Origin of the sequence: Ensifer sp. ENS10 (genome assembly GCF_014852025.1) — a bacterium.
In the GTDB taxonomy this organism is placed as follows: Bacteria; Pseudomonadota; Alphaproteobacteria; order Rhizobiales; family Rhizobiaceae; genus Ensifer.
Window position 1 is genome coordinate 210,735 of sequence record NZ_JACVAS010000005.1, and the last position, 18,663, is coordinate 229,397.

Annotated in this window: 20 protein-coding genes and 3 pseudogenes; 8 read left to right on the forward strand and 15 right to left on the reverse strand. The window is 58.4% G+C overall.

What is annotated here, in order from left to right:
• Window positions 1–10 precede the first annotated feature (10 nt).
• The gene (locus IB265_RS19370) at window positions 11–748 is read left to right on the forward strand and encodes an NYN domain-containing protein (RefSeq protein WP_057248418.1); all 738 of its coding nucleotides are present in this window, start codon (window positions 11–13) and stop codon (window positions 746–748) included.
• 271 nt (window positions 749–1,019) lie between these two features.
• Here the strand turns inward: IB265_RS19370 and IB265_RS19375 are convergent, their stop codons facing one another.
• The 3 genes and pseudogenes from IB265_RS19375 to IB265_RS19380 form a co-directional block, all read right to left on the reverse strand.
• Window positions 1,020–1,280: a hypothetical protein gene (locus tag IB265_RS19375; RefSeq protein ID WP_057248419.1), complete on the reverse strand. Its 261-nt coding sequence runs from the start codon at window positions 1,278–1,280 to the stop codon at window positions 1,020–1,022.
• A gap of 49 nt (window positions 1,281–1,329) precedes the next feature.
• Window positions 1,330–1,526, reverse strand: a pseudogene (locus IB265_RS36815) (hypothetical protein).
• 38 nt (window positions 1,527–1,564) lie between these two features.
• Entirely contained in the window at window positions 1,565–1,846 is a 282-nt protein-coding gene (locus IB265_RS19380) for a hypothetical protein (protein WP_057248420.1), read from the reverse strand.
• Between the two features lie 515 nt (window positions 1,847–2,361).
• On the opposite strand from IB265_RS19380, the gene IB265_RS19385 reads away from it, so the two are divergent.
• From IB265_RS19385 to IB265_RS19390, 3 genes are all read left to right on the forward strand, one after another.
• The gene (locus tag IB265_RS19385) at window positions 2,362–2,703 is read left to right on the forward strand and encodes a hypothetical protein (RefSeq protein WP_057248474.1); all 342 of its coding nucleotides are present in this window, start codon (window positions 2,362–2,364) and stop codon (window positions 2,701–2,703) included.
• 58 nt (window positions 2,704–2,761) lie between these two features.
• Entirely contained in the window at window positions 2,762–2,884 is a 123-nt protein-coding gene (locus IB265_RS37370) for a hypothetical protein (protein ID WP_113737019.1), read from the forward strand.
• A gap of 160 nt (window positions 2,885–3,044) precedes the next feature.
• The gene (locus IB265_RS19390; protein ID WP_112997090.1) at window positions 3,045–4,823 is read left to right on the forward strand and encodes an SLC13 family permease; all 1,779 of its coding nucleotides are present in this window, start codon (window positions 3,045–3,047) and stop codon (window positions 4,821–4,823) included.
• A gap of 461 nt (window positions 4,824–5,284) precedes the next feature.
• Here IB265_RS19390 and IB265_RS19395 read toward each other — a convergent pair whose 3' ends face one another.
• The 6 genes from IB265_RS19395 to IB265_RS19420 all read right to left on the reverse strand — a co-directional run bounded on the left by IB265_RS19395 (window position 5,285) and on the right by IB265_RS19420 (window position 9,874).
• On the reverse strand, window positions 5,285–5,860 hold the full coding sequence (locus IB265_RS19395; protein WP_057248422.1) for a DUF1003 domain-containing protein: 576 nt from the start codon (window positions 5,858–5,860) through the stop codon (window positions 5,285–5,287).
• 497 nt (window positions 5,861–6,357) lie between these two features.
• Complete coding sequence (gene nhaA / locus IB265_RS19400) at window positions 6,358–7,671, reverse strand: Na+/H+ antiporter NhaA (protein ID WP_112997092.1); 1,314 nt, start codon at window positions 7,669–7,671, stop codon at window positions 6,358–6,360.
• Between the two features lie 51 nt (window positions 7,672–7,722).
• Window positions 7,723–8,535 (reverse strand): transglutaminase family protein, encoded by an 813-nt coding sequence (locus IB265_RS19405; protein ID WP_192495043.1) that lies wholly within the window; start codon window positions 8,533–8,535, stop codon window positions 7,723–7,725.
• Window positions 8,529–8,819, reverse strand: a complete 291-nt coding sequence (locus IB265_RS19410) for a DUF1488 domain-containing protein (protein WP_112997110.1) — start codon at window positions 8,817–8,819, stop codon at window positions 8,529–8,531. Before IB265_RS19410 ends, IB265_RS19405 begins: the two co-directional genes overlap by 7 nt.
• A 347-nt stretch (window positions 8,820–9,166) precedes the next feature.
• Window positions 9,167–9,322: a hypothetical protein gene (locus tag IB265_RS37595; protein WP_309140394.1), complete on the reverse strand. Its 156-nt coding sequence runs from the start codon at window positions 9,320–9,322 to the stop codon at window positions 9,167–9,169.
• 99 nt (window positions 9,323–9,421) lie between these two features.
• Window positions 9,422–9,874: a hypothetical protein gene (locus tag IB265_RS19420; protein ID WP_246806017.1), complete on the reverse strand. Its 453-nt coding sequence runs from the start codon at window positions 9,872–9,874 to the stop codon at window positions 9,422–9,424.
• A gap of 140 nt (window positions 9,875–10,014) precedes the next feature.
• Between IB265_RS19420 and IB265_RS19425 the strand changes: the two genes are divergently transcribed.
• Together IB265_RS19425 and IB265_RS19430 are read left to right on the forward strand one after the other, a co-directional pair.
• Window positions 10,015–10,383 (forward strand): hypothetical protein, encoded by a 369-nt coding sequence (locus tag IB265_RS19425; RefSeq protein ID WP_234793083.1) that lies wholly within the window; start codon window positions 10,015–10,017, stop codon window positions 10,381–10,383.
• An 84-nt stretch (window positions 10,384–10,467) separates the two neighbouring features.
• Window positions 10,468–10,707: pseudogene (locus IB265_RS19430) on the forward strand (leucine zipper domain-containing protein); the annotation flags it as partial.
• Window positions 10,708–10,975: 268 nt separating this feature from the next.
• On the opposite strand, the gene IB265_RS19435 reads toward IB265_RS19430, so the two are convergent.
• The 5 genes from IB265_RS19435 to IB265_RS19455 all read right to left on the reverse strand — a co-directional run bounded on the left by IB265_RS19435 (window position 10,976) and on the right by IB265_RS19455 (window position 14,002).
• Window positions 10,976–11,137, reverse strand: coding sequence for a Thivi_2564 family membrane protein (locus tag IB265_RS19435; protein WP_176707576.1), 162 nt, complete (start codon window positions 11,135–11,137; stop codon window positions 10,976–10,978).
• Between the two features lie 163 nt (window positions 11,138–11,300).
• Complete coding sequence (locus tag IB265_RS19440) at window positions 11,301–11,570, reverse strand: hypothetical protein (protein WP_057248426.1); 270 nt, start codon at window positions 11,568–11,570, stop codon at window positions 11,301–11,303.
• Between the two features lie 73 nt (window positions 11,571–11,643).
• On the reverse strand, window positions 11,644–12,138 hold the full coding sequence (locus IB265_RS19445) for a DUF1097 domain-containing protein (protein ID WP_057248427.1): 495 nt from the start codon (window positions 12,136–12,138) through the stop codon (window positions 11,644–11,646).
• 114 nt (window positions 12,139–12,252) lie between these two features.
• On the reverse strand, window positions 12,253–13,152 hold the full coding sequence (locus tag IB265_RS19450; protein ID WP_057248428.1) for an SDR family oxidoreductase: 900 nt from the start codon (window positions 13,150–13,152) through the stop codon (window positions 12,253–12,255).
• Between the two features lie 109 nt (window positions 13,153–13,261).
• Complete coding sequence (locus IB265_RS19455) at window positions 13,262–14,002, reverse strand: SDR family oxidoreductase (RefSeq protein ID WP_057248429.1); 741 nt, start codon at window positions 14,000–14,002, stop codon at window positions 13,262–13,264.
• Window positions 14,003–14,109: 107 nt separating this feature from the next.
• On the opposite strand from IB265_RS19455, the gene IB265_RS19460 reads away from it, so the two are divergent.
• Window positions 14,110–15,009 carry a LysR family transcriptional regulator gene (locus IB265_RS19460; protein ID WP_057248477.1) on the forward strand — a complete coding sequence of 300 codons (900 nt, stop codon included), beginning with the start codon at window positions 14,110–14,112 and terminating at the stop codon, window positions 15,007–15,009.
• 312 nt (window positions 15,010–15,321) lie between these two features.
• Window positions 15,322–15,609, forward strand: a pseudogene (locus tag IB265_RS19465) (transposase); the annotation flags it as partial.
• Between the two features lie 1,043 nt (window positions 15,610–16,652).
• Here IB265_RS19465 and IB265_RS19470 read toward each other — a convergent pair.
• A complete protein-coding gene (locus tag IB265_RS19470; protein ID WP_057248431.1) occupies window positions 16,653–18,383 on the reverse strand; it encodes an adenylate/guanylate cyclase domain-containing protein in 1,731 nt (576 codons plus the stop codon).
• Window positions 18,384–18,663: the final 280 nt, after the last annotated feature.

The window sequence follows — 18,663 nt, forward strand, 5'->3', positions numbered from 1 at the left end:
GGAGCAAAGCATGCCGTCTGAGCCTCGATCACCACGCCTTGCGGTCCTTATCGACGCCGACAACACCTCGGCAAAGATCGCCGACGGGTTGTTCGAAGAGGTGGCAAAGATCGGGGAGGCCAGCGTCCGCCGCATTTACGGCGATTTCTCGGGCACGCGTTCCAAGGCATGGGCGGATGTGCTTGCGAAACACGCGATCATTCCGCAGCAGCAATTCGCCTACACGACCGGCAAGAACGCTTCAGATATCACGCTCGTGATCGACGCCATGGATCTGCTGCATAGTGGTCGTTTTGATGGCTTCTGCCTCGTTTCGTCCGACAGCGATTTCACGCGTCTGGCCGCCCGTATTCGCGAGCAGGGCATCGACGTTTTTGGCTTTGGCGAACAAAAGACTCCGGAGAGCTTCCGGCAGGCCTGCCGCCGATTCATCTACACTGAGAACCTGCTCCCAGGCGCGGTGAAAGACGAACAGAATGCCGGATCAGCCGCAAAGTCTTTGCAACCGGTGAGCGCCGCCGTGCCGTTGATAAAAAAAATTCTTGCCCAAGAAGAAACCGAGGAAGGGTGGGTAAACCTCGGTACCGTTGGCAAGCAACTGCTCAACTTGGCACCAGACTTTGATCCGCGTACCTTCGGGTTTCGAAAGCTCAGCGACCTCATCCGAAAAACAAACAAGTTCGAGGTCCAGCAGGCGGAGGGTAGACCCGTCAGCATTCGCCTGAAGCAAGGAACCAAGGCCCAGTAGCGATTGCAGGCATACGCCCTCCAACCTAAATTCGCACCAGACGCCAAAATCAGCCGTTGCGGTCGCCGGGTTCAGAGATCAAGTATTCCTGAGAATGCACATATCGATTCTTCCGCTAACGCCTGGGAGTGCAAACGGCCGTATCAGCTCCGTAGCGGGCTCTGCAGCATGGAGTAGCGATCTCCGACATAATTGGGCTTCAGCCGACGGTATGTTAAGGACGCGCCGTACCGCGGGGCCTCCCGTCAAAAAAAGCGCTACGGGTGTTTGTTCACAGGTGGAGGCGATCGCCGGCCAGCTTGGGGGTATTGAGAATACGCAGCGCCCGCACCGCATTTTTAGGGCTGAGCCCCTCCATCTTCCAAGGGCCTATTTCTGCGGTCTCTCCCGTGAAGACGTGATAGATCGAATAGGTTCCGTCTCCGTCGAAACGGCGACCATACTGATCGAGCTGTCCGGATCTGTTCGGCGCGCCCCCTTCGGATTCCCATGCGCTGATGACGAGCGCGTGTTCTTCGTGTTTGCTTTTCATCTGCGGCCCTCCTTGCGGCGGTCGCCTGTGCCACGACTGGCGACGCTGCTCAGTTATCGGGCGTCATGCCCCGTTCAATCGGCCGCAGATTATCTTCGTTGCTCACCCGCTCTTGGCCGAGTTCATCATTGCGGATGCGATACCGAGGCGAGTTGTCCGTGAAGGGGAGTTTGGCGATGATGTGATCGTTTCCGCCGGACGGGGTGAAATATTTGCGCGATCTTTAAGGCGCGCCAACAGACCGATCGGGAATCAATGCTGACGCATTAACGTTGCGGTCACGGTTAGGGTGACGGCGAGATTGCGGCTTCGTGGCGATCGACGGCTATGAGGCGTTCAAGTTCCTCGGGATCAATCGCTACCAGACGCATTCGGTACTTGTTCGCGGCCGTGGCTGGTATCGTGATAAAGGTCGCCACACGGCGATAGGCGAGCCACGAGATGCCTTCGATCAACTCCTCGTCCTCATCGACTTGGTAGTCGCCAGGAGCCACTATCTCACCGAGCTTTGGCATCCAGAATGGTTGGTCGAAATGGACTGTTCGATGTTTCGTCCGGGCAAACATGCTGCCCTCCTTTTCTGTGGCATACGTCGGCGAGATTCAGCCAGGATCGGCCGTTTGCCGCCAATAGCAGCGCGAACAGCTACCGTCGCTACAGCCTCATCGGACGACGCTCGTAACGACGGCCCCGCACCTGAACATGCGGAATCGAGATTGGTGAGTTTGGCGGGCCTACTGCCTCTGATGAAGCAAAAAGCCAAGCTGGCCTCAAAACCATCATAAATCTGTATGCCTTGAAAACGGCTTTACTATGTTTATTGATTGAAAATCTGTTTTAGCGAAAAAAATGTTCGGAATTTATAAATATAGTAGCGCTGATAAAATCGAAATTTGTCGTTTTCGGCCCAAGATCATGCACGATCATTAGTTGAAATATATTCTTGAATGAGGATTTTAATTGGTTGTTTACATTAATTCTTTTAAAGCGCACTGTAAAAAATCTGGGTTACCATTGGCTCCTGGTCGGAGCGCGGGCCCGCAACGATCCCGATAATCACCTGATTAGAGGGAATGCAATCATGACACTCGATCAAATTCTTGAACGGACAACGCCCTACGCGATTGGTTTAGTTGTCGGGCTTATCGCCGCGCCGATCATCGGCTTCAATGCAGGATGGATTACCACCACGACTGCCAGCACTCAGGCGTCCGACGAGGCCAGAGTGGCTGCGCTTGCGGGCATCTGTTCAAGTGCGGCAGGGCGAATGGCAACTGCCAGCAGCACGGACCTCGCAGCACTTAAAGGCTACGACAATCGTGCGAAGCGCGACGAACTGGTAGCAACCATTATGACCGATATCCAAGTTCCAGCGGACATCCTCGGCAAGGTCAGCACGAGCTGCCGTCGCTCACTATCCTGAAGCGCAGCAGACGCCGCGTAATAGGTAGACCAACCAGAACGGAAAATAGGAGATCACAATGAAAAACTTCATCCCCGCCCGCTTCAGTACCTACGATTTCACGCGCCTGTCCGTATCGCTTGCGTTTACGCTGGCGATTGCTGTGATTGTCTATTCGGTCCTGTTCGGAAGCATCCTGTAGTCGTCTATACGTGCATCCGCTCTACGAAGCTGGAAAACATCCTGGACGGACTTTCGAGGTGCCGCGCTGTTGAATGAGGCTGGTAAGTTATCCCGACATTAGCTCTTCCAGGCGAGTAAAATGGACCTGGCATTGGGAAGAGTAGGTCGGGACTTTATCCATGACACAGGCTCAGGCGTTCGCATTCGCCATTCTGATCAGCCTGATGGTCGCTTTCATATGGGGACGGCTCCGCTACGACCTCATTGCAGTTCTCGCGCTGCTTGCCGCAGTTTTCACCGGTATCGTGCCGCACAAGGCAGCGTTCTCCGGCTTCGGGGACGATATTGTCATCATTGTAGCCAGCGCGCTTGTCGTCAGCGCCGCGATTGAGCGCAGTGGCGTCTTAGAGGCATTGCTCCATCGGGTGGCGCCCAGCGTGACCTCTGTGCAGGGTCAGGTTGTCATTCTCGTGACGACTGTCTCGGTTCTCTCCATCTTCATTAAGAACATCGGCGCACTGGCGATGATGATCCCAGTCGCATTCCAGATGGCGCGCCGGTCGAAAGCTTCCCCCTCGTCTTTTCTCATGCCGATGGCGTTTGGTTCCTTGCTTGGCGGGCTCATGACCCTCGTCGGCACATCGCCGAACATCGTCGTCTCCCGAATGCGCGAGGAACTGACGGGCCGCCCATTCAACATGTTCGATTTCACCCCCGTCGGCATAGGGCTTGCCGCAGCGGGAGCAGTCTTTCTGGCGTTTGGCTACCGGCTGCTTCCCAAGGAACGCAAGGCGGTCGCGACAATGGAGAAGGCGCTGAACATCAAGGACTACATGACAGAGGCGCGTGTTACTGCCACTTCGTCCGTCATCGGCAAGTCGATCAGCCACCTGTCGATCTTGTTGGACGAGGAGGTCCTTGTCACTGGCCTCATTCGCAATCGGGTCGAGCGCGTGACTCCACTGCCGGACGTCGAACTCCGCCAAGGGGATATCGTTCTGCTGGAGGGAGACCCCCAGGCGCTTGAGCGAGGCATCAGTCGTGCACGTCTGGAACTGGAGGGGCACGACCGCCCCACGGAAGCGAAGGGAACCGACGAGGAAATTGCAGGAATTGAGGCGGTGATCGGCCCGAAATCAGTCTTGATCGGGCAAACCGCCAAGCGTTTGGCGCTGCATGATCGCTTCAACATCAATCTGCTCGCAGTAAGCCGAAGCAGCGAGCGCTTCACTGATCGATTGCGCGACATCGTGTTAAGATCAGGCGACGTTCTCGTTTTGAAGGGCGATCTCGTGCTTCTCCCGAACAGGTTGATGGAACTCGGTCTTCTTCCGTTGGCCGGGCGCGAAATCCGCTTGGGGAATCCCCGAAAAGGTCTGATTCCGGTGGTGGTCCTGGCTGGTGCCATGGTGCTAACGGCATTCGGCCTGTTGCCCGTCGCCACGGCCTTCTTTACGGCTGCTGTGCTGACGGTACTGCTCGGCTCACTTTCGCTTCGGGAAGCTTACGAGGCTGTCGATTGGCCCATCCTGATAATGCTGGGCGCTCTCATTCCTGTCAGCGAGTCGATCCGTGCGACCGGTGGTGCCGACCTTATCGCCGGAGGCCTTGCTCAACTTGCTACCACCTTGCCCCCCTATGGGGCCCTTGCAATGATCATGGTGGTCGCAATGGCAGCAACCCCGTTTCTGAACAATGCAGCCACCGTTCTCGTAGTCGCCCCGATCGCGGTCACCCTTGCTCAGCGCCTTGGCTACAATCCGGATGCATTTCTGATGGCAGTCGCGGTGGGGGCGGCTTGTGACTTTCTCACGCCTGTTGGACACCAGTGCAACACCCTGGTGCTGGGCCCCGGCGGCTATCGCTTCGGCGACTATTGGAAGTTGGGGCTGCCGCTCTCGCTCATTGTGGTCTTAATCGGCGTGCCACTGATCCTGTGGTTTTGGCCGCCCGTTTAGTGCAAGCGTCGTTTCAATTCCGATTTCAGGTTCACCGTGGCGTCAGCCTAAAGTCTGCCCGTCGGGACCAGAATGAGCAGATCGATCGCCACGACGCCGAGGCGCCAATGCCGCCGTGTCCGCCCAATAGAAATACGATAAGACCGAGAGCGCCGAATTTTCAGCTTTCCGACGCCGGGAAACAAGATTGAATTCATGCGGAGTACGGCACCGATGGATTGGTGGGAACCCGGTGCCCTTAATTGGGGCGCGGAGGAGAAGCCACCGGGATAGCTTCCCATTTTCTCGCCATGACCATGGACAAGTGACGGGCCGTGAAGCGCTTGTGAGTTCGTTCTTTGCAGGCTAGCGAATGTCTCAAACCATGGGCCTTGCTGATTGCGGTCCACCTGTTCGACCCAAGGTAGCCAAGGGAATTGTCATTCGTCCGAATGACTATCTGAGTGACATGCGCCAACGACCTATTTGCTGCGATTGATGAGAAGTCCTGCCAGCAGCTCGATTTGTTGCTGCTGCTTGTCAATCAGGGATTTCAGTTCAATGTCGCGCATCTGATCCACCTTGTCATGCAGCGCCATGATCTCAATTTCCGCCTTCAGGTTAACCTCATAGTCGTGTGTCGCATCGACCCTATCTTTGATTGAGTGCCTGTTCTGGCTCATCATGATCACGGGTGCTTGAACGGCTGCCAGCATCGATAGAATGAGATTGAGAAAGATGAAGGGATAAGGATCGAAGGCGCGGGTAGTTGCAAGTACATTCGCTCCGACCCACAGCGCGAGTACTAGCGCGAAAGTCATGATGAAGGTCCACGAGCCACCGAACTCGGCCACTTTGTCTGCCAAACGTTGCCCGGACGTCAGCTTCTCGTCAAAAGAGCGATTCGGGTCCCGCGTTATTGCGCGTCGGGCGAGATGGCGTCGAAAAACCGCGCGTTCCCGATCCGTAAGCAACGCGGCCGGCCTTCCCAAATAGCGGCTCGCACGGTCGGCAATCTCTTGCCGTTCGTCGATGTTCTCTTCTGTTTCCCTGGACATACCTTCCTCCACGATTCAGGCGCCCACCAGTTGCAGCCTTCACCAAATCGCTGGTTCCGCAACGGAGCAACAGTCGCATGCAAAACGGTCACTCCAAAGCTTGAACCATTACTCCACCCAGCTCTTGCGTCAGGTTGGCGACGATCCACGCAAGGAGGAAGGATCCCGAGCCTGGTTCGGAAGGTGGCGCGCAGACCAGCACGTCACAATCGGAATATTACTACGCTTTTCAATCAGGTAATCCGGACTCTGTGAGGTTTAGCCGAATGAACTGCGCTCATGCTCCCGCGATCGAGGGGCAGTGGCTGTTCGAACATCGCGAAGACGGGCTGCTACTAAGCCGCCGCGTCTATCGCGAGTTGAGGGCAGGCAATCGCCGATCCAGACAATAGAACGCGGATCGGCATCCTGCTGCGGCGTGGGGGTCCTGACCATAACGGCCGTGGGGCCGGCCGGAACGCAGATCGGCAAGGGGCCCGCCGACGGAGCGAACTGGACTACCGTCTGCCAGGAGACGTCAGCAAGGTCAATGCCAGGAGACCCAGGGCTGCCGAGATGACGGAAGCGCCGAGAACGCCGAGCTTGACGGAGTTCAGAAGCTCGGGCTCGAAAGCAAGGTCGGCAATGAACAGAGCCATGGTGAAGCCGATCCCGGCCAGCAGGCTTCCGGCTGCCAACAGACTCCACGATAGCTCGTCTGGACGAGTCCCAAAGCGCAGTTTCACGGCGAGGAAACTGAAGAGCACAATGCCAACGGGCTTGCCAACCACGAAGGCGGCGAAGATTGCGATCGTGAGGGGAATGTCGAAGTTTGCGTCTCCTATCGGAACGCCCGCGTTAGAGAGGGCAAAAAACGGCATGATCATGAATGCGACCCAGGGATGGAGAGCAATCTCGAGGCGCTCGATCGGCGACAGTGCCTCGCGGGTCGCGACGTCTGCCCGATGGAGGTCGCTGCGTGCCGCGGTGTCGCGGCTCCAATGGTCGCCGGGCGGATGAGCGATCACCCGGTCGAGTATCGCATGGAGGCGGGTGTCGCTTACCCACCTCCGCGCCGGCGTCATTAAGCCAAGAATCACTCCGGCGAGCGTCGCGTGGACGCCCGATGCGTCGAATGCCAGCCAGATGCCGCCACCTATCGCGAAATAGACCGGAATGCTGCGGATGCCCAGACGCGCGATTCCAGCTACGACGGCAAGGCCGAGACCGGCGGTTCCGAGTGCGACCCAATTCAAGGCTTCGCCATAGCCGATCGCCACGATCAGGATGGCGCCGACGTCATCGAAGATCGCAAGTGAGAGCAGGAACAGCCGCAAGCTCCCTGGCACGCGCGAACCGAGCACCGCAAGGCACCCGATGACGAAGGCCGTATCCGTGGACATCACAGTGCCCCAGCCGCTCGCACCCGGCCCGCCGCCGACAAGCAGCGAAAACAGTCCGGCCGGCACAGCCATTCCCCCGAGAGCGGCGGCGATGGGTAGAGCGGCTATTCGCGGATTGCGTAGCTCCCCCAGCACCAGCTCGCGCTTTAGCTCAAGGGCGATGACGAAGAAAAAGAGCGTCATCAGCCCGTCGTTGATCCAGTGCTTCAGAGAACGATAGGTCTCGATGTCGCCAACTCTGACGCCCGCGGACATCTCCCATAAGGCGAGGAACGACGACGACCAAGCTGTGTTTGCGAGGCCCAGCGCCAAGAGCGTGCTGAGCAGCAGAATAAGGCCCGCCGTAGCCTCAATGCGGAGGAATCGCATGAATGGCTTAGTAAGCCGATCTGCGGGTTCCCTGGGAAGCTGTGAGAGGCTGTCCTTCATGCCGTGAACCGCTCCTGCGTTTTGATCGCGACTGGCAATGTTCCCAGCGGGCTATTGCAAGGCCGGCACCTCATAAGTCCACACCCGGAACGACTTGAGGACGTGTGGCCCGAACGAGTTGATGAGGGGGACATCGGCCGCGTCACGGCCGCGCGCAACCACGATCCTGCCGACACGCGGCGTATTGTTGCGCGGATCGAACGTGTGCCATCCATCGTCCAGGAAGACCTCGAACCAGGCACTGAAATCCATCGGGTCGAAGACCGGGACGCCGATGTCGCCGAGATGACCGTTGATATAGCGCGCGGGAATGTTGAGACAGCGGCAAAGCGTGACCGCAAGATGTGCGAAGTCGCGGCAGACACCAACGCGCTCATGAAAGACTTCGAAGGCCGTCCGCGTCGACCGGGCTTGCATGTAGTCGAAGCGGATATGGTGGTGGACGAAATCGCAGATCGCTTGCACACGACCCCAACCGGGCGCGACCGTGCCGAACATGTCCCAAGCGCTCTGACTGAGACGGTCGGTTTCGCAATAGCGGCTGCCCATGAGGTAGGTGAGGCAATCGTCCGGCAACTCCGGCACTGGGAGCTCCTGGGCGGCTGGCAGCACTTTGTCCGGTTTGCCGTCGTCCTCGATTGTGGCATCGCCCCATATCGTCAGGTCGCCCGCCGGCGCGACAAGCCGCCGGCATCGGTTGCCGAAGAGATCGCGATAGGTCGATGTCGGCACATCGGGGGCGGTGAATATCGTTTCAGGAACCCGGATATCGGCCGCGCGATCCTCGTGGACCGACAGGAGGCATACCAACGCGGTCGGCTGTTGGAAGTTCAGCGTGATCTCATAGCCGTAGCGGATCAGCATCTGAATCCATCCTGGCGGAAATCGGCGGCGGTCAGTGTGTAGGAATCTCGGCCACTGGAATGGGCCTTGCGTGCGACTTTGTAGATGGAAAGGCGCAACGCGTCGAAAGCAGAAAGGAGCTTCGCTTCCGGGATTTCCGACCTGCCCAATTCGGCATCCGCCATCACGAGCGCCTCGGCCTCGACGAAGAACCGCACCTCGAACATACCGTCATGGCCGATGAAGCGGACGGCGTTTCGCTTTTCATCGACGCTGAGGCTCGGATTCGGAAGTAACAGCGTCATCATTAGCGAACCTCTGTTTCGCGCGACGCGGGCCGCGTTGGTGCCGATAGACTGATCCGCTTTATCCGCCGCTCTATATAGCGAAGGTTGTCGTCGACAGGCGCCGGTGCGCCTATGGAGACGTGATAGATCCTCCAGGGGCGATCCGTTTCAATGTGGCGGCCGTATTGATGATCCATTAGGGTGCTGACGTCCCACCTTCATTTTCCCAGATGCTGATCGCAAGTGCATGTCGCCCGGCTTCAATTTCATTGCGGCGGGCGTTCATGATGGTGGCCTTTCATCAAGATTTTCGATGGATTCGAGCCTGCTTGAATGGATCGTGCTTCCATCACCGTCGGCGATGGTCATGGCTGTGGCATGTCGAGCGTCCTCGAAAGCTCCAGCGCAAACTCTATCGCCTCGTCGAGATCGGCAGCTTCCACGCTCTCGCGGTCGAGGACCGCATCCGCGTCGTCCACATTTCGTATCCGGTAGAACTCAATCACGATCTTCAGCGCCATGCTCTCCGTTCTGCAGAAGCGTCGTATTGTCAGTGCTTGCCCTTGCCGAACGATGCTTTGGCAGTCGCGGCGGCCCTGACCTGGTTGCCGAACTGGCTTTCAAGATTGGGCGAAGCCTTTTTCTGCTTCGGCTTTCTGATTTCGCGATTGCTGCGTTTCTGTCCGTTGGCCATGACCGAACATCCTTTCGGTGAGAGTTGCGCCGTCATCGGCCGACGCCATGCACACCGGTTCGAGCCTGCCCTTCGTCGTCGCCCGATCATGACGTTCGTCGTCGTTTCGAATGCGGTATTGCGTCGAACCGTCGCTCGGCGGGCGCATGAAGGTGAAGTGGTAGAGGTCCGCTGGCAGAGCCGATCCACGATGCTCGCCCTTCAGCCGAACGGCTTGACCGACAGTAAAGAGATGTGTTGCTGCGTCGCGGCGGGTCGGGTTGCCATTGCGCTGCAGAATGTCTGTAGCGTTCATCATTGGCCTCAAATGGGCTTTAAACAAGGTCCTCGGCGTCTTTGTTTTCGGCCGACAGTAAGGAGAGGTCTCAACTGGATACAATTCACTCCCTTAATCCGCACGGTTTGCTGCTTGAAGGCCTCCCATCCGTCTGCGCCGGCGGTAGCAGTTCGCCAGGAACCAGGAACTATGAGACGCAGGCGGCGTTTAGATTCAGAGGCCTCATGCACTGGGAGGTGATGATGAGAAAGCACTCCCGAACGATATCGCCTGAGGTGCGCGCGGCGATCGGCGCCTTTCTGAGCGCGTGTCAGAAAGAAGCCCGGCCTTTTGCGACGTCTGAAGCCCTAGGTGCAGTGCGGCGCGTATTCCCTGATCTGGATATTTCAGACACGGATCTCATGGATGCAATCACCAGCGAAGCATCCGTGGCGGGTTTTGACGTCGACACTCCGGATCCTGCTTCCGCGGCGCGGAGGAGGGTTTCGCTTGAAGAATGGGATAATGAAGGCGGCGCGCCGCGCAGCGAAACTCAAGGCAGGAGTGGTGATGACACGCAGGGCAGAAGGCGGCGGGCAAGAGCGACCAAGGACCGGAATGAGTTGCTCTAGCTGTGAGCTTTCAGGAGGCTGTCCGTTCGGAGCGGACCGTGGAGACTGGAGTTACCAGGCTTCAGCACGCACCGGAGCGTCGGAATGAACATCCACAAGAACGCCCGTTCGGCGCCATTGCGTCGAGAGGAGATGGCACGATCGGTCAGCGAAGGCCGTCTTTCCAAGGCCGAGGCGGCGCAGGTCTACGGCGTGTCGGCGAAGATTGTGGCGCGGTGGATCGAGCGCTACCAGTGCGATGGACGCGCCGGCATGGCGGACCGCTCGTCGCGGCCGGGCCGCATGCCGCGCCAGACCGGAAGGATTGTCGTCGAGCGCACCGTTGTCTCAGCGGCGTCCACTCGCTCCTTCCGTAGGTGCTATGGCTCCTGCTACAGATCGAAAGCCTTCGCCAGGGCTTGCCGTCACCTCGGTCTCAAGCACCGGCTCAGCAGTTCGACAATTGAGCCTTTTGCGATTTGCAACCCCGGCTGGCGCGCAGGTTTGTTGACGCCTTCGCCAATCCGCACCGCAAAGGCGGGAAAGCGGGCTGAGAGCAACTCCCGGCCGGTGGCGTCGGCTGAGTCGAGTAGTGGCAAGCCCCGTGCACTGATCAGAATACGTCCAGCGAGCTGAGCAACAAGACTATGCCGACGACTACAACGACGATCTGAGCCATCTGCTTCATCGTCGAGTCAATCGGAAGTTTTTGCACGAGGTACAGCACCAAGGCGATGACAAGGGCCGTGATCAGGATGCTGATTATGATGGACATGCCCCAGGTCCCTTTGAAGGAACTGCCTTCCGGCAGTGAAGGTGTAAATATGGCTGAGTTCTATAAAGGGAAGAGCGGCATGGACGCGGCGGCATCGAGGCCACGTCGACAAAGGTTCGTTCAGCTCCAGGTTGGTGCCGTACCCTTCGCCGTCCCCGGAGGTCTAATTATCTATCAGAAACCAGGCGGCAAACAGACTTGCGATGGCGGGAACGGAAAACGCGAGAGCGAAGATCGGAAGTTCCTCTGCGATCGAATAGCCGGCACGGTAGACACCGATCCAAAGATTGACGACAGAAATGATCAACCAGATGGCCAGGAAGACGCTTAATGCTGCACCCGTCAAAGGTTTTGTTGTCGTCCACAGTTTGGAAAGCAGCATTATGCCGGCGCAAACAAAGAGCCCCGCCGCAATGACTTTGATGGTATGCATTTCACGACATCCTCTATTTTGATGAGAGACCTCGCCTCCAATCAGCCGGCGACCGGACGCGAGGAATGTTCCTTTACGCCACCTGCCGCTGAAGGCGGGATGCCCACCAGGCCGCAACGGAACCGAGACCACTGACGGATAGGAGTTCGGCGACTGCGAGGAGACCTGGTTCGAGATGCGCTGCAAAGAAGGTGATCAAGCCGAGGAAGTAGGCTGGAATGTTGTTGAGTGGAGCGGCCACTCGCAGCGATACAACAATCATCGCAACGACGAACACGACAATCCCGAAAGCCAATGGCCCAGTCGCGGGGACTAACATTCCTACTGCCAGCACGGCTGCCACTCCCATGGCTATTCCGGCCGCCAGGCAAAGATAGCTGCAGAAGGCGTCCTTTGCAGAGTGCCCACGCGTGTAGAACGCGACCCATCCCATAAACATTGCCCAAACCGGCCACCCAAGGCTTGCTGAAGACGTGGCCACGAACGCGGCAACTACGGCGGCGATTAGCGTAATGGCATGGAATCTCAGGGTCGTCAGGATGGGTTTGTTTTTCGATTTGTCAGTCATCTCGTTTTCCAGTTTTCATCGGTGGTGGGAAACCCGCAATCGGGAGGTGATAGTGCGCGATCTGGAGGAGCAGCCCCACCGTAACGATTGGGACTGCTTCAATGTTTGCGATGTTTACAGATTGGCCGGCTTCAACAGGTCCTGCAGGCCGATGTTGCGGAACATTTCCGCCCGCACGCGATCGGCAACGCCATTGACGATCTCAGCACCATCCTGTGAGGGATCGACGTGAACACGGAAGGGCCGCTTGCCGAATGGCATGTCGATCACGTCGACGATTGCGACAGCCACCGATCCGGCATCCGCATCGGCGGGCTCAAGCGCTGCAAGACCTTGCAAAGCCTGTTCCGGAACGCCTTTGTAAGGGCCTTCGTTGTATTCAGCTGCACGCACTGTGTCGGCCGGCGAGCCGGAATGAGCAAAGTGATTGGTGCCCTTGGTAAACGCACCCGGAACGATGATGGATGTCTCAATCCCCCAACGGGTCAACTCGGCTGCGTAAGATACAGCAAGCGAATCCATAGCCGCCTTCGCTGCAAAATAGGGAGACAAATACGGTGGAGTGCCGCCGCGAGTGCTCGAAGAGGAGACCCAAACGACCAGACCCTTGCCTTGGCGGCGCATGTGAGGAAGTGCGGCGCGGTTCACGCGCTGTGTGGACAGAACGTTGATGTCGAAGAGTTCGGCGAACTGCTCCGGCGTGAACGCTTCTGCCGGCCCGAAGGACATATGACCGGCGTTATGCATAACGACATCGAGGCGACCGGCATCTGCGATGATCGTGGCAATTCCTGCTTCTACCGATGCGTCGGAGCCGACGTCCAGTTCCACGGAGCGAAGGTCGACGCCGTTGTCTTTGGCGAAGGCCGCCGCGTCGGCAACGGCCTTGGCGTTTCGTCCGGTGGTAGCGCGCATCCCGGCGTAGACAGTGTGGCCGGCCTTGGCGAGCGCGCGGGCCGTGAGGGCACCGAAACCGCTGGAGGCACCGGTGATGACGATAACTTGCTTAGTCATGGGAACTATCCTTCGTATCTGTCAGATTGGGGGAATGTTGGGCGGTAAGGAGGGGCGAGTGTTCAAACCCGCCCGGCTCACTGATTGAAATCTGGGGAACCGACCGAGGTCACGCTACGCCGCCATTGGCGCGAACGATCTGGCCGTTAACCCAGCCAGCGTCAGGGCCGGCGAGGAAAGATACGACGTTGGCAATGTCGTCCGGTTGGCCGAGGCGTTCGAGCGGCGGCATTTTCGCGAACTGGGCGACCAGCTCATCGGACTTGCCGTTCAGGAACAGCTCGGTCGCGATGGGGCCGGGAGCCACAGCATTGACCGTGATGTTGCGGCCACGCAGTTCTTTGGCGAAGACGTGGGTGAAGGCCTCAACGGCGGCCTTGGTGCCGTTGTAAACCGCGTAGCCCGGCATGTTCAGAGCCAGCGTCGTCGAAGAGAAGTTGACAATGCGGCCGCCGCTCTGGAGGCGCTTTGCAGCCTCCCGCATCGTGTTGAAGGTGCCCTTGGCGTTGATGGCGAAGTGGCGGTCGAAATCTTCGTCGCTGGTTTCAGCAAGGGGCAGTGTCTTCAGGATCCCGGCGTTGTTGACGAGTACATCGATGTGGCCGAACGCGGCTTCCGCCGAGTCGAACATGCGAGCCACTGCAATCGCGTCGGACACATCAGCCTGGGCGCTGATTGCCTTGCCGCCCTTAGCTTCAATCTTGCGGACGAGATCCTCAGCAGGCGCTGCACTGCCCGAATAGTTGATGACAACCGTGAATCCGTCGGCTGCAAGGCGCTCAGCAATTGCTGCGCCGATTCCGCGGGATGCGCCGGTAACGATGGCGACCTGGTTCGTGGTGATGGACATTTTGTTCTCCTTTGCGCTCAGCGCTTGTTGACAAGGAGGAAGATGTCACTATCCGTTCTGCGGATAATCATGCATTATCCGCCAATACTATGCGGGGACAGCGAACAATGGACAGGCTGGATGCGATGCGAATTTTCAGCCGTGTGGTGGAGCGCAAAAGCTTTACTGCGGCCTCAGAGGATCTTGGGCTTCCACGCTCCACCGTCACGGATGCCGTCAAACAATTGGAGGCGCGCCTTGGGGTGCGCCTTCTGCAACGAACAACCCGGCATGTCAGCTCAACGCTCGACGGTGAAGCCTATTACCAGCGCTGCATCTTAATCCTTGATGACATCGAGGATGCGGAAGGAGCATTTGCAGGAGCGGTCCCGAAAGGACTTCTCCGCGTTGATGTACATGGGACGCTTGCGCGGCACTTCGTCATGCCGAACCTTCCCTCTTTCTTTAAGTCATATCCGGATATCGAACTTTACATGACTGAAGGCGATCGGTTTGTGGATCTCGTTCGCGAAGGCATCGACTGTGTTCTGCGTGTTGGTGAGCCACAGGGCGGAGATATGATCGGACGACGTGTCGCCGTGCTGGAAGAGGTAACATGCGCCTCGCCCGACTATCTGAAGCGATATGGTACGCCGCAAAGCGCCGATGCGCTTGATGGGCATGTCATGGTTGGGTTTCGGTCATCAGCGACCGGCACACTGATCCCTTTGGAGTTTTCAGTGAACGGCAAAGTCATCTATCGTCAGCTTCCGACGATCGTTTCGGTCAATGCCGCGGAGAGCTTCATTGCCGCAGCCAGACAGGGTCTCGGACTGATACAAATTCCGCGCTATCACGCCCAGATGGAACTCGACGCTGGCTCGTTGGTCCACGTCCTACCGAACATTCCACCCACACCTACGCCAGTGTCACTTTACTACCCCCGCAACAGGCAATTGTCTCCGCGGGTCCGAGTGTTTATTGACTGGTTAGCCGGCGTCTTCCGTGAAGCACGGCTCCAGGAATAGTCGGCCCCGCACGCCCTGTCAGGTTGAAGGATCGAGTGTAATCGGACCACTCCAACGTTGCGGGACCGGTGTCTCTCACAAAACCCGGCTCACCGCCCTTGAATGAACAACTGACGGCATCATCGGTCGCGGTCGCGAGGGAGAAGAATGGAGCCGCCTGGATCTCGGCAATTTTATCCTCCGAAAACTCATGATGAACCCGGACCTTCTAAAGCCTGTCCACTAACTACCATCAGAAAGGCGCCATGGCGCCGTGCGATCATCGAAGGCAGGACGGCACGCGTGACATGCAGCGTCGCGGACAGGTTGTATGAGTTCATCCGCCGCTTCCTGCTCGATGTCCTGCCGCGCGGCTTCCACCGCATCCGGCATTACGGTCTGCTCGCCGGCAGTTCCCGAAAAATCAGCATCGCGCTCGCTCGCGAACTCCTGCACGTCGCCGCACCAGCCGACAACGGCACACCAGGCGAACCGGATGACTTCCGCCCGCCATGCCCCTGCTGCGGCGGACGCATGATCGTCATCGAGGTATTCAAACGCTGGCGGCAACCACGTGGACCGCCAGACAAGGCAACAACGAACCGGGAGAGTGCGTCATGACCCGGCATGGCAGATCCATTCATATGGTCTACTCAACGCAGAGCTGGCCAACGGGAAGGCCTGCGCAACTGCCTATGGCGATGGAGTTCAGCCGGGCAAATGCGCTCCAAGTCACCACGAAAATCTCGGCAACAACCCTGGCAAATACCACTCTGGACCCGCCGGGACTGACAACTGTCGCTGCGATCTCCCGTCCGCTGGAAGCGCCGATCCACAAAAAGCCCATAGCTCAGAGAATGCCGACCGCGGGTTCCTGCATGAGAGGCTTTCGTACGCCTGACGGCACCCGAAACCCTTCACCATTTGAGCCGTTGAACTAATCATGGCGGCCGCCCGAAAGCGGACACCCTGCAATTGGACCACGTGGCACACTGCGCCCAAAAGCGGAACAAAGGGCTTTGCCTGGGAAGGCGCTTCCGAAGCTAGACTTTCTGCGCAAGGGCACGCGCCTTACGGCCCGCCTGGCTTCAGACCCTGCGCGCGTGAGAAGCGGCGACCGGATCGCCGACGAGACAGACCTTCGGGATTGGCTCGGTGGCTTCACCAAGGTGGCTGTGTCGGAGGAGTCGGTGGGTCTTGGTGGGTATCGAAAGGTACTCATAATTCTCGTGTCTTCTACGGGCAAGATGACGAACCTAACGAAGATGGCGACGAAGACGAGCTGATTGAAAGCTGGACTCCTCGCTTTCGTCGGTAATGGCGAATTACGGCACATACATCCCCGCTTCCGTAAGGTGGTGCCTCCAGAGTTCGCCCAGGCGAATAGGAAGAGCGCTGATGGCCCGTGGGCCGTAGCCGCGCAGGTCACTCTTCTCGTGTACCTACTGCCACTTATCGCACGGACGTGTTCGCGCTGAAAGGTGGAACCGCTATGAAGCTGTTCCACTGGGACAGGCCGCGCTGTCGGCTGACATCGACCTCACCCATCTCCCGATTCGCGGCGGCAGTGCCCGGTCTTTTAAGGGAGTGGCGCACCCGACAGGATGAAACTGGGCACCGCTATGTAATCGCTGCCCCTATCGATTTTTGAGCTCACCTCTCGTTCAATCTGGCAGACCTGCTTTGCGATATCCGTCGACGAAATGGTCACACGTGACCTGATCTCGAAAGGGCTGTGAAGCGACCCAATGGCTGATTGTGAAATGTGGATTGCTCGCCATGAACAGCTCGCCTTCCTGATGGGCCTCGTCCGTTCGTCCCAGTTGTGCAAGGCTCGCTGCAAGCACGCGCCGCGAAATTGTTTGGTAGGTAGCCTCATTGCGTAGCGTGACGACTGCCGCCTTATACTGGCAAGCGGCGTACTGCGCGAACCCCAGATTCCAATAGTACCATTTGGGGGGATGTGGGTTCAGGCGGAGCGCCTTTTGGACCTGTTCAACCGCGGTGGCCGGCTTACCGCTCAACACCGAAAAGTCCGACATGTCCGCCCAGGCATCGGCGTAATTCGGGTCAATCTCGAGCGCGGTCGCGAACTCGGCATCCGACTCGGGCCAGCGCCGTTCATATGCCAGCAAGTGGCCAAGGACGAAGCGGCAGCCGGCCTCGTTCGGGTCGAGCTTCACCGCTTTTTCAGCTATGGCAACGGCCACAAGCCGGTTGGGTACTTCTGGCTCGCCCCACTGCGCCCAAGCCTGCCAGAGATCAAATGCCAGGAGCCGATGCGCCTCCGCATAATCCGGGTCGAGAGTGATCGCCCGCTGCAACAGAACGCGCGATTCGCGCGCCGCCGCCGGCGAAATCCCAATCAGCCCACGCCCGCGCACGCAAAGATCATAGGCTTCCATGCTGTTTGGCCGGCTACGGGGCGGCTGTGTCACCAGGCGGCCGATCAGAGCCTCGACGATCCTGGCCGTCACCTCGTCCTGCACAGCGAAAATATCTTCAAGATCGCGGTCAAAGCGGTCCGCCCAAAGATGATTTCCGCTGATGGCATCGATCAACTGAACGTTGATGCGCACACGACCGGCAGCGCGGCGGGCGCTGCCTTCCAGCAAATAGCGGACGCCAAGATCACGGGCAATCAGCCGGATATCGATCGACTTTCCCTTGTAGGCAAAGGTCGAATGGCGGGCGATCACGAACAGGCTGGCGTTCCGCGACAGATCGGTGATGAGATCTTCAGTCAACCCGTCTGTGAACACATCCTGTTCGGCGTCGCCGCTCATGTTGGTGAAAGGTAGTACGGCGATCGATGGTTCTGACGGCAGAGGCAACGGCTCAGGTTCGCCTTTCCGGTCGGCAATTGCCGAATGCCGCACCCTGTAGACGCGCACTGGCTCAGCTATGTTCTTCAACGACTTCTGGCCTAGGTCGTCAAAATCGGTCTCCACCTTCCGCTTGACTTGATCGTAAACGCTGCCCGATACGCAGATGTCTCCAGGTTCGCCCAATGCCTCCAGCCGAGCGGCAACGTTGACGCCGTCGCCATAGAGATCGCTACCATCTACGATGATATCACCGAGATTGATGCCGATGCGCAGGATTACCCGCCGGGAGTCCGGCAAACTATCGTTGGCCTCGGCCGTGCCATACTGGAGATCGACTGCGCACTGGACGGCATCGACCGCACTGGCGAACTCGACTAAAACGCCGTCACCCATGACCTTGACCAAGCGACCTCTATATCGCGCGATCAGGGGAGCCAGAATATCGCGCCGTCGGGCCTTCAGGACCTTGAGGGTTCCTTGCTCGTCCGCTTCCATGAGACGGCTGTAGCCGACCACGTCCGCGGCCAGAATGGCGGCAAGACGGCGCTGCACGCGTTCTTCGACCATTGAGGTAGGTGCCTCAGGAAATTCACTCGTACATATGGTATTGGGATCATCCGGAGATGTCCATCGCAGTGTCCCGGATCCCAGGTTTTGTAGTGGACCGTTGGAGATTGGCGCACCGGACCAGATTCCAACCGCACGTGATAGGTCGAAACGTGTTCAGCATGTTCGTTTTCCCTGCGTCGCTATCCAGAACCAGACGGTCTGCTGTGTGCCCCAACCCGGACCCTGGCGGTAAGAACGCTGATGTCCGCTTTTCGTGGTGGTGGCCTGGCAGCGGACG

Bases quoted from the DNA above. Each gene is read 5' to 3' on its own strand.
- IB265_RS19380 (WP_057248420.1), bottom strand. From the start codon at position 1,846: ATGTTTGCCCGGACGAAACATCGAACAGTCCATTTCGACCAACCATTC.
- IB265_RS19455 (WP_057248429.1), bottom strand. From the start codon at position 14,002: ATGTCCATCACCACGAACCAGGTCGCCATCGTTACCGGCGCATCCCGC.
- IB265_RS19385 (WP_057248474.1), top strand. From the start codon at position 2,362: ATGACACTCGATCAAATTCTTGAACGGACAACGCCCTACGCGATTGGT.
- IB265_RS19450 (WP_057248428.1), bottom strand. From the start codon at position 13,152: ATGACTAAGCAAGTTATCGTCATCACCGGTGCCTCCAGCGGTTTCGGT.
- IB265_RS19440 (WP_057248426.1), bottom strand. From the start codon at position 11,570: ATGCATACCATCAAAGTCATTGCGGCGGGGCTCTTTGTTTGCGCCGGC.
- IB265_RS19395 (WP_057248422.1), bottom strand. From the start codon at position 5,860: ATGTCCAGGGAAACAGAAGAGAACATCGACGAACGGCAAGAGATTGCC.
- IB265_RS19405 (WP_192495043.1), bottom strand. From the start codon at position 8,535: ATGCTGATCCGCTACGGCTATGAGATCACGCTGAACTTCCAACAGCCG.
- IB265_RS19410 (WP_112997110.1), bottom strand. From the start codon at position 8,819: ATGACGCTGTTACTTCCGAATCCGAGCCTCAGCGTCGATGAAAAGCGA.
- nhaA (WP_112997092.1), bottom strand. From the start codon at position 7,671: ATGAAGGACAGCCTCTCACAGCTTCCCAGGGAACCCGCAGATCGGCTT.
- IB265_RS19445 (WP_057248427.1), bottom strand. From the start codon at position 12,138: ATGACTGACAAATCGAAAAACAAACCCATCCTGACGACCCTGAGATTC.
- IB265_RS19425 (WP_234793083.1), top strand. From the start codon at position 10,015: ATGAGAAAGCACTCCCGAACGATATCGCCTGAGGTGCGCGCGGCGATC.
- IB265_RS19370 (WP_057248418.1), top strand. From the start codon at position 11: ATGCCGTCTGAGCCTCGATCACCACGCCTTGCGGTCCTTATCGACGCC.
- IB265_RS19460 (WP_057248477.1), top strand. From the start codon at position 14,110: ATGGACAGGCTGGATGCGATGCGAATTTTCAGCCGTGTGGTGGAGCGC.
- IB265_RS19470 (WP_057248431.1), bottom strand. From the start codon at position 18,383: ATGGTCGAAGAACGCGTGCAGCGCCGTCTTGCCGCCATTCTGGCCGCG.
- IB265_RS19435 (WP_176707576.1), bottom strand. From the start codon at position 11,137: ATGTCCATCATAATCAGCATCCTGATCACGGCCCTTGTCATCGCCTTG.
- IB265_RS37370 (WP_113737019.1), top strand. From the start codon at position 2,762: ATGAAAAACTTCATCCCCGCCCGCTTCAGTACCTACGATTTCACGCGC.
- IB265_RS19375 (WP_057248419.1), bottom strand. From the start codon at position 1,280: ATGAAAAGCAAACACGAAGAACACGCGCTCGTCATCAGCGCATGGGAA.
- IB265_RS19390 (WP_112997090.1), top strand. From the start codon at position 3,045: ATGACACAGGCTCAGGCGTTCGCATTCGCCATTCTGATCAGCCTGATG.
- IB265_RS37595 (WP_309140394.1), bottom strand. From the start codon at position 9,322: ATGGCGCTGAAGATCGTGATTGAGTTCTACCGGATACGAAATGTGGAC.